6 protein-coding genes are annotated in these 6,000 nt (G+C 59.2%); 4 read left to right on the forward strand and 2 right to left on the reverse strand.

All coding sequences use genetic code 11. From position 1 onward, the window contains the following. Positions 1-169: 169 nt before the first annotated feature. A complete protein-coding gene (locus tag WEA80_13095) occupies positions 170-991 on the forward strand; it encodes a hypothetical protein (protein ID MEX1187516.1) in 822 nt (273 codons plus the stop codon). A 260-nt stretch (positions 992-1,251) separates the two neighbouring features. Here the strand turns inward: WEA80_13095 and WEA80_13100 are convergent, their stop codons facing one another. Then, positions 1,252-1,665, reverse strand: a complete 414-nt coding sequence (locus WEA80_13100; GenBank protein MEX1187517.1) for a hypothetical protein — start codon at positions 1,663-1,665, stop codon at positions 1,252-1,254. Between the two features lie 325 nt (positions 1,666-1,990). On the opposite strand from WEA80_13100, the gene WEA80_13105 reads away from it, so the two are divergent. Both WEA80_13105 and WEA80_13110 read left to right on the forward strand, forming a co-directional pair. Next, positions 1,991-2,179 (forward strand): hypothetical protein, encoded by a 189-nt coding sequence (locus tag WEA80_13105; protein ID MEX1187518.1) that lies wholly within the window; start codon positions 1,991-1,993, stop codon positions 2,177-2,179. Positions 2,180-2,655: 476 nt separating this feature from the next. After that, on the forward strand, positions 2,656-3,006 hold the full coding sequence (locus tag WEA80_13110; GenBank protein ID MEX1187519.1) for a hypothetical protein: 351 nt from the start codon (positions 2,656-2,658) through the stop codon (positions 3,004-3,006). A 40-nt stretch (positions 3,007-3,046) separates the two neighbouring features. On the opposite strand, the gene WEA80_13115 is transcribed toward WEA80_13110, so the two are convergent. Further along, the gene (locus WEA80_13115) at positions 3,047-3,253 is read right to left on the reverse strand and encodes a hypothetical protein (GenBank protein ID MEX1187520.1); all 207 of its coding nucleotides are present in this window, start codon (positions 3,251-3,253) and stop codon (positions 3,047-3,049) included. Positions 3,254-3,498: 245 nt separating this feature from the next. On the opposite strand from WEA80_13115, the gene WEA80_13120 reads away from it, so the two are divergent. Continuing rightward, positions 3,499-4,425 (forward strand): hypothetical protein, encoded by a 927-nt coding sequence (locus WEA80_13120; GenBank protein MEX1187521.1) that lies wholly within the window; start codon positions 3,499-3,501, stop codon positions 4,423-4,425. Positions 4,426-6,000: the final 1,575 nt, after the last annotated feature.

Raw genomic sequence — 6,000 nt, forward strand, 5'->3', positions numbered from 1 at the left:
AGCTCCTGCGAGCCTGCCGAATACTGGCATTGTTGCAAGATTAGGAGAGCGGTTCCGCGGTGCGAGACGCGCACACCCGTCGGGGGCAATCTGTGGGGCGCGTTAGGCTTTATCGTCGCGTCCGCGCAGCGAACAGGTTGCTGCGAAAAACGAAGTACCCTCACCAATCATGTCTACCAGCCTGCTGCCCGATGAATTCGCAGACATCCTGCTGAAGCTCCGGCGGGCTGATGGTCACGCGGAGGCTTTCAATAGCGCGGCCAAGGAATTCTGGAAGTCGGCAACCTACGACTCGCAGCCCGAGTTCGACCGTAAGGGAAGAGGTATATACCGAGTGACCCGTGTGGACTCTCCGCCCCCGGAGCTGGCTATCCACATCAGCGAGGCCGCCCACCATCTCCGCTCGTCGCTTGACCACTTGATGTGGCTCCTCGCAAGGCCGACGACGACCAAAGAGGCGCTAAACGTTCAATTCCCATTGGTCAGATCGTTGCCAGCGTTTCGCGGGCGACACCAGACCAAGACGCTCAAGGGGCACAGCGGCGTCAGGCACATGATGCCTGGAGTTCCGCGTGGCGTGCGTACACTCGTCGAGCGCTTGCAGCCATACCACCGCAGGAAGTGGCCAGAAACCGCTCTGCTCGGGCAACTTCAGGCAATATCCAACTGGGATAAGCACCGCACGCTTATGACGACGGCGGGCGGGACGATGAGCATACAAACCACGCTCCGCATTGTCGGAAGGGCGACGTTCCGATATATCGAGCAGCGCACGCCCATTCTCAAACCGGGCGCAGTACTCGCCCGGTTTGAGGTGGCCGACTTTGAAAACGGTACGGAGGTGTATATGAAGCCCATAACGACCCTTGTTCCAATCTTTGACCCGGCAATGCCGCCACAGATTCGGGAGCGGCCCGTCTACACCGTCTTGCACGATTGCGCGGGCTTCATCCGGACAGGCGTGCTTCCGATGTTCGTGCGGTTCTTCTAGGAGGCCCTTGAGCCAGTCAGTCATTCGGGACCGAACCCCGGCAGGAAAAACGCCGTTCCCTTTGTAACAGGCCGAGTAGGGATAGAACCCGTTGCAGAGCGGGCTTGCTATGCAGCGAGCGGCCTGCTTGTTAGCTCGAATAGGACGCGGCACCCGCGACACCTAGCCGGTCCACAGGGACTCTCGCTGTGGGCCGAACCGCACAGTGATTTTCGAAGTCGGGTTAATGGTCGCGCCAGTAACTCTCTAGGCGGCCGTTGTCAGTCAGCTTCGGTGATGTCGCCGCTTGGATAGATGATGACGATTCGCCGCCCCATCCGTCGCGCGTACCGCACCGTCCTCCATGTGCCGGAACGAGGCGCGGAAGCTTCTGGGCCGTTTGGGGTCGCGAGGAGGAGATCCGTCTCAGCTACGATCGCTCGGTTTCGCAGCATATACGGAAATTCCGCTCGGACCTCTGAACCCTCGCAAAATGCGCGGTTCGATGGATTCACCGGCGGATGAATAACCACGCGAATATCTTGATTTGTGGCCAGTTCGTGCGCTTCCGAATCGCGTCCGATCGCGTCACCATGATGCAGCTCGTCAGGCGACAGCCGGAATAGTGTGCGTGCACACGCTTCCCGCTGTTCCGGGGTCATGCCGGATCGTGTTCCCGTGAAGCCGATTTTCATGTCGCTAAAGCATAGCGATTAGGAGCGTCGCCTATCGTGCCTGGCCTTGGCGAAGCGCTTTCGGCCTGCCTGGAGCGACGACACCGCGGGGTAGACTCCAAAATGCCAGCGGTGCCCTGATTCCTTCGATGAGCGCATCCCCGTTCTCGAGCGGATCGTGGACGGGGTGCCGATTGAGCACGTACAGATCCGCTTGCCTCGGTTGTCGAGTTGCTGACGTGCACCAAGGGCTGCGGGCCATTAGGTGCCGGTGGACCCGGATTTGGCGGCGGTCCAAATGGTTGATGCCAGCAAGGCGGCCCGTGCCAGCGACCGAATGCGTGCGATGGCTGAGCTGGGGCGCTTCGGCGTGGGCGAGCGCACCGAAGAGGTGCATACGCTGGTGAGCCCCGACATACGGGGGCGGCTACAACGGCAGGCAGAGGTAATGTTCTCCCGCCCGAACTGGCCGACAGCGGAGCTTGTAGAGGCGCTATGGCCTATTTGGAGCGACGGCGGGGAAGTCGAGGGCTAGCGGACGAATCTGCGTTTATCGTGATCGACGCGTCGGTGATTTTTGTTGCACCCAGTTCATCGAACCCGATGACATTACGGAACGTTCGTATGTGTCCGTCTGCGTCTATGGCTCGGAGGGCAACGAGATGACGGGGCACGAAGGGAACACCAGAATCTTCAATCACCCGCTTAAGGCTGACTTCCTCTTGGCCGATCGTAGCCAACTGGCTTGAGATCGCGTGGCGCAGCTCGTCAATCGGCCGCCCGAGTCGCACGTAAGTGCCACATCCGCGCGCGGGTTTTGAGCCATGTTCGCGGCGCTCGTCGCTTCGCTGATTAGCTCGACGCGTGCGCTAGTGCGAAGCGCGATGTGGCAACGCGTCCCGCTCCGATGTGGCGATGCGCAGCATTCGTGGCGCTGGGGTAATCGCAGCTCAGAGGCGATCCGCGCTCTGCCAGAAGGGCGGGGTCCCGCGGAGATGGTATCTTTCGGGAATGAGCATCAATCCATCGTTTTCGTTCGCGTTCAACATTGGGAAGGCTTTTCTAGACCAGCCGAGTCACCCGATTACAGTGCCGCGCGAACAGGTAGACTATGCAGCACTGGAAGCGTCAAGCTTGAACCGCCAAAAGCTCTCGCTGCTCTTTCCGCGAGGAGAGCGGAACGCCGAGCGATTCTATACGCTCTATCAAGGTACAGCTGGCCGCGGTCCGTACTACCAACTGCAACTGCGTGGGGAGCGGCGGGACTTACCGGTCTATCTAAAACTGCATGACCGACTACTCGTCATCCTCTTCAAGTACGGCCATGGATCATACGTAGTCTTGGAGTACCGGGATGAATAGACGCGAAGCGGTCCGAGCTGAGAAGCCTCGGGGGAAGCGCCTAAGACGCTTCCTTAGTGAGCGAACCGATCCGCGATGATCGCGGGGGCCAGCTCCCGTCACGCTCGGCGATGATCTGTGCGAGCTCGCGATCCTCCCGCTCGCGCTGAGCGTTGAACGCTTCGAGCATCTGGTCCTGCTCGGCGATCCATTCGCGCGTCATCGCATCTACGCGCTCGCGCTCGTGCAGATTTTGCGTGGACGACATTCGGCGAGGCGTAACGTGCACTCGGCTATGCTTACGATGCCACATTTGAAGGTGTCGCTGTCGTCGGTCGCGGCGTCTGGGTGCGGGACAAGGACCGAATTGTCCGGGGGTCCACTGTTTACCCTCTCACCTTTGGAACGCAGCAGGTCGACGCACTGGAGGCGTTCCTTGACTCCTTCGTTCTCGTCTCGCGGTGACTACCTGGGCGAGGGCGACCGCCCGTCGACTTCTTCAAAGGTGAGCGGGTGAAGAGCCAACTCGAAAAGGTGCGCGCCTGGCTTGCGAAGGAGGGGTACCCTCTTGAACTAGAGATCGGCCGACAACTCAGAGATGCGGGTGTGAACGATATCGAGCACGGGCATCTCTACCGAGATCAGCGGTCAGGGAAGTGGCGCGAAGTGGACATCTTGGGCACGCAGTTTACCCTGACGGGCAAACCGGGAGAGCCGACGCAGCCGCCGAGTTTTACGCTGCGATTCGTTGTGGAATGCAAGTACTCTCACCGTCCCTGGCTCGTTCTTGCCTCGGAGTCCTCACAAGTCGAGCGTCAGTTTCCGAGTGGTTATTTACTCGGAGCCGTAGGGAGTGCCATTGTCCGAAGGGCCGAGATGCCGAACGTCGGACGCTACACCACGTCGGGTTCCGGCGTAACACTAAAAGCCTTTGGCCTCGGAGCGATGCGGGGACATGGTGTGGTTCAGGCGCTAGGCGCAAAGAAGGCCGGCCCCAACATGGCATACCGCGCAGTGCGGAGCGTTGTGGCTGCGGCCGGAGCGGAGGCCGCGCGTACTGACGCATCTCTCCTTGCACAGGTAGCGCTGCCAGGCGAACCGAGAGTCAAGCAGGTGTTTCTGCATCTTCCGGTCGTCGTTGTTCAAGGTTCGATCTTTGAGCTTTCCTTGAACCGAGAGGGCAGGGAGTCGCTGCGTGAAGTGGAGGAGGCGGGACTGCTCGCTCCCGGACCGCACGGCAAAGCGAGCCCGACGTTGGTGCGCATTGTGAGACCAGGCGTGGCGCTCAAGACTCTTGTTGGAAATGCGATCACCGACGCACAGTTGCTGACGGAGGTGCTGCGGCCGGAATGGGCAGACCATGTTAGACTGGCGCATCTCCCTCAAGACGACTCTCCGGCCGCGCTCCATCTAGCTGCCCTGAGAGCTCGGCGCGAATGATTCTATGTCTCGGCTCCTCTTGGTAGTTACCCGTTTCGTTACCCGCTTCTACCGCTCTAGTACGACCTGCGATGTAGGAAAACTCCGGCACCGACGCCCGTTCTCCCTATGAATCCCGGCAGGATGTAGTTTTAGGTTGAGTCCTGATCCTGCTTTGGGAGCAGGTATGATCGATCCAACCCGACGGGTCCTTCTCGCACCTCAATGATCCTCGCTCCTGGTGTCCGGGCCGCGGCAATGCGTGCCGCTATTCTCGAGTCCATGACGCCGCTTGAAAGGCTGCTCTACGCCGTCGATCGGGAGCTGCGGCGGGCTCGCAGGATGCTCGACGCCTAAAGTTCCAAGTAGCCTTGGGTCTCGGTTTCCACTCCCTCAAGGAGGCTTTTGTACTTCTTGACGGGGCGAGAATGCAGCGATTACTCCCCAAATTCCTCCAGCAGATCCAACGCCTCTTCGCGTGAAAAGATTTGGATGGCTTCGCATCACCAGATCTGCTGCTGAATTGTCCGCGCCCTATTCTTTCCCTAGCTTCGGCCTATCTCTTTTGATAAACGAAAGAAAAGCCGCCCTCGGCGAGCGTAAACGTATTCCCGGAAACCGTGCCGGTCCCACCTTCACCGGAGTTGTACGTAAATGTGACAGCCGTGCCGTTGATCGTGTAGGAGCCCGCGTCCGAATAGGAATAATTCGTAACTACGCCATTAATCGTTTCTCGAGTAGTGTAAATCTCAGCGAACGAAGCGCCAGAAACGGTTAATACGCTTGACGTCAGTTCAACCTTGTCCGCTCCCAGCTGACCCATCGTGAACGGAAGATTTGAGCCGTTAACTGTTTTTAAGTCCCACGTTCCCGCGAGGCTCGCTTGGGTAGGCGCGGTTGGTCCGTCGCTACCTCCGCCGCACGCGACAGTAGCGAACGCTAAGACTGTTGCGGAAAGCGTAACTAAACCGCGCAGTCCATACCGCCGGGAGAGACGTCTCATTCGTCCCCCGGATTGGTGCTGCAAACTTGAGCTACGCGTGCGCTGTCAGCAGGAATCAATATGGCGACCGCTTTCCCCTTTCTACTGTTCCCCGTTCCTAAAAAGCCACCAAGCACCTTAGCCATTGCACCCGGCTCATCGATACCCCCTAAGATGATTCCATTCGCACCTAGGTCTGCAGCTTTTTTCCTCTGCGACCGCATCATGCCGCCTTCCGATGTCCACAGGGTACTGCCCGACGAGTTCAGCAACGCGACTTCTCGATATTGCGACGGGACCTTCTCCGGCGTGGTGAACATTTGCACGGCATTGGGACACGTCTTAGCAAAGCTTATAGAGGGGTCCAGCAAAGCCGCGTTCGTGCTAACGCACGCCGTCACCGCGACAGCTCCTGCAACTCCCAGAACTAGCCCTTTCCGCACGACCACGAAGCCCTCCAGGGGGTAAGATGACGAGCAAACGGTAACCGCTTGGGAAAAACGCCGCAAGGAAAAGCTCATTGCTAAGCCCCGAGAGGGTTCGAACGCGGGAAGAGCCGCTACTACTAGTGGGCTGTAACCCGTGAAACGGTAGCAGGGCTGATGCGATGAATC

The organism is Gemmatimonadaceae bacterium (genome assembly GCA_040882285.1).
Taxonomy (GTDB): domain Bacteria; phylum Gemmatimonadota; class Gemmatimonadetes; order Gemmatimonadales; family Gemmatimonadaceae; genus JACDCY01.